Origin of the sequence: Candidatus Protofrankia californiensis, assembly GCF_900634765.1 — a bacterium.
Taxonomy (GTDB): Bacteria; Actinomycetota; Actinomycetes; order Frankiales; family Frankiaceae; genus Protofrankia; species Protofrankia californiensis.
The window spans coordinates 1,735-4,250 of sequence record NZ_CAAAFT010000255.1; the positions used below are offsets into that span (position 1 = coordinate 1,735).

A 2,516-nucleotide genomic window follows, 5' to 3' on the forward strand; every position below is an offset into this window, starting at 1 on the left:
CGCGGCGAGCGCCGCCACCAGGATACCGATCTTCGCCTCCTCGAGGCGCTCGCCGGTGAACGCGATCGTCGCGATCAGCAGTGGCACGGTGAAGCCGATCCCGGCGAGTACCCCAGCGCCGGTGATCGCGTCCCAGCCGGCAGGCGGGCGCACCCGGCCGCGAGTGACCACCCTGACCAGCCACACCGAGCCGGCGATGCCCACCGGCTTGCCGAGCAGGTAGCCGGCGATGACGCCGAGCGTCACCGGCGAGCGCAGCGCGCGGCCGAGGAAGTCGCCGCTGATCTCGACCCCGGCGTTCGCCAGCGCGAACAGCGGGACGACAAGGTAGCTCGTCCACGGGTGGAAGATCTGCTGGAGGCGGTCGTTCGGCGAGATCGCGTACCAGACGCCGACCTGGGCCTTGCGGGCGAGCTCCGGCGTCGGCTGTTCGCGGAACAACCGGAACAGGTCGGTAGCGCGCTCGAGGTCGCTGCGCGCCGCCGGGCGGGCATAGGTCAGCAGGCCCATCGCAAGCCCGATGACGATCGGGTCGATCCCGGAGTGGAACAGCGCGACCCAGGTCGCGAACCCCAGCGTGGCATAGACCAGGCCGGAGCGCATGCCCGCCGCCCGCACCGCGAGTATCACCGCGAAGATACCGAGTCCGGCGCCGAGTGCGCCCCAGGCGATGTCCTTGCTGTAGAAGACGGCGATGACAGCGAGCGCGACGAAGTCGTCGACGACGGTGAGCGTCAGAATGAACGTCCGCAGCCGCTCGGGGAACCGTGGCCCGACGATGGCGAGCACACCCAGCGCGAAGGCGGTGTCGGTGGACATCGTGATCCCCCAGCCGCGCGCGGACGGTTCCCCCGCGTTGACCGCCAGATAGATCAGGACGGGCGCGGTCATCCCCGCGAGGCAGGCCACGACGGGGATGGTGAGGCGGCGCCGCTCCCGCAGCTCTCCTATGTCGAACTCGCGCCGAGCCTCCAGCCCGACAACGAAGAAGAAGAACGCCATCAGCCCGCCGGTGACCCACTCCCGCAGGTTCTGCGCGACACCCCAGCGGCCGATCTCGATCGACAGCTCGGTCCCCCAGACCGTCTCGTACGACGCGGCGGCGACGTTCACCCAGATCAGGGCGGCAGCTGTTGCCGCCAGCAGGACGGCGGCACCGCCGGTCTCGGTGCGCAGGAACTCCCGCAGCGGCGACCGGCCGCCCGGCCACGGGGTCCTGCCTGCGAGCGCCTGGCCTGGCCGGTCCGGTTCCGTCACGCCGTCGATTCTCGTTCTCGTCCGGGCCTCCCGCGCCCACGGTCCCGCGACCGGTTCATCAGGCGCTCGTCCGCGGCGGTCGGACCGGCGACGTCGTCAGTGCCCTTCGGCGCGGTGGGGTGCCGTTGTGGACCAGGGTGGCGAGAAACCCAGCCGGATGATCACCAGCCGCGGGCGCGCCATTCGGCCAGGTGGGGACGTTCCGCGCCGAGAGTGCTGTCCTTGCCGTGGCCCGGGTAGATCCACGTGGCGTCGGGCAACGGGCCGAAGACCTTGCTTTCCAGATCGTCCATGAGGGATCTGAACGCTGAAGGGTCCCCGAAGGTGGCTCCGGGGCCACCAGGAAACAGGCAGTCACCGGTGAACAGATGTGGTGCTTCGGAGTCGGCGCCGTAGAGCAGCGCGATGGAGCCGGCGGTGTGCCCGACCAGGTGGATGACCCGCAAGGTGGCCTCACCGACGGTCACCTCGTCACCGCCACGCACCGGAGTCGTGATCGCCACCGGGATGGCGCCGGCGTCGTCGGGGTGCGCCACCGTTCTCGCCGCGGTGGCCGCGACCACCGCGGCCAGTGCCTGCACGTGGTCGCCGTGGCGGTGGCTCGTCACCACCGTCGCAAGGCCGCCGGCACCGATGAGGCCCAGCAGCGTGTCGGGTTCGTTCGCGGCATCGATCAGGAGCTGCTCGCCTGTTGCGGCGCATCGCAGCAGGTAGGCGTTGTTGTCCATCGGGCCTACCGCGACCTTGGAAATGGTCAGTCCGGGCAGCTCCCGGACGTCCGCCGGCCCGCCGACACGCACCGCGCCGGTGTAGCTGTCACCGTTGATCTCGCGTCCCATCATCCCTCGCTGGATGTCGGTTGTGTAGGTTCCATCATCCTCCGTTCCGAAACTGTCGGAGCCCGTCCGTAGCATGGCAGTCGCCGCGGACGTCACGTCCGGTCGCGGCACGACCAGTCCCATCCCCGAGCAGACCGCGAAGGATCTCCACGATGGCAGACCGTCTCGTCGTGCGCGGCGCGCGAGAGCACAACCTGCGTGACGTCGACCTCGACCTGCCGCGGGACGCGCTGATCGTCTTTACCGGCCTCTCGGGCTCGGGCAAGTCCAGCCTTGCGTTCGACACGATCTTCGCCGAGGGGCAGCGACGGTACGTCGAGTCGCTGTCGGCCTACGCCCGCCAGTTCCTCGGCCAGATGGACAAGCCCGACGTCGACTTCATCGAGGGCCTGTCACCGGCGGTCTCCATCGACCAGAAGT

The 2,516-nt window shown here is 69.9% G+C and carries 3 protein-coding genes; 1 reads left to right on the forward strand and 2 read right to left on the reverse strand.

Annotation, left to right across the window (positions count from 1 at the left end):
• On the reverse strand, window positions 1-1,257 hold a 1,257-nt coding region (nhaA, locus tag DD1DGNOD_RS13810), incomplete at its 3' end, for a Na+/H+ antiporter NhaA (RefSeq protein WP_131770334.1).
• 161 nt (window positions 1,258-1,418) lie between these two features.
• Entirely contained in the window at window positions 1,419-2,096 is a 678-nt protein-coding gene (locus DD1DGNOD_RS13815; protein WP_430827804.1) for an MBL fold metallo-hydrolase, read from the reverse strand.
• 152 nt (window positions 2,097-2,248) lie between these two features.
• Here DD1DGNOD_RS13815 and DD1DGNOD_RS13820 point away from each other — a divergent pair.
• Window positions 2,249-2,516: hypothetical protein (locus DD1DGNOD_RS13820; RefSeq protein ID WP_131770336.1), on the forward strand; the 268-nt coding region annotated here is incomplete at its 3' end.

Bases quoted from the DNA above. Each gene is read 5' to 3' on its own strand.
- DD1DGNOD_RS13815 (WP_430827804.1), bottom strand. From the start codon at position 2,096: ATGGGACGCGAGATCAACGGTGACAGCTACACCGGCGCGGTGCGTGTC.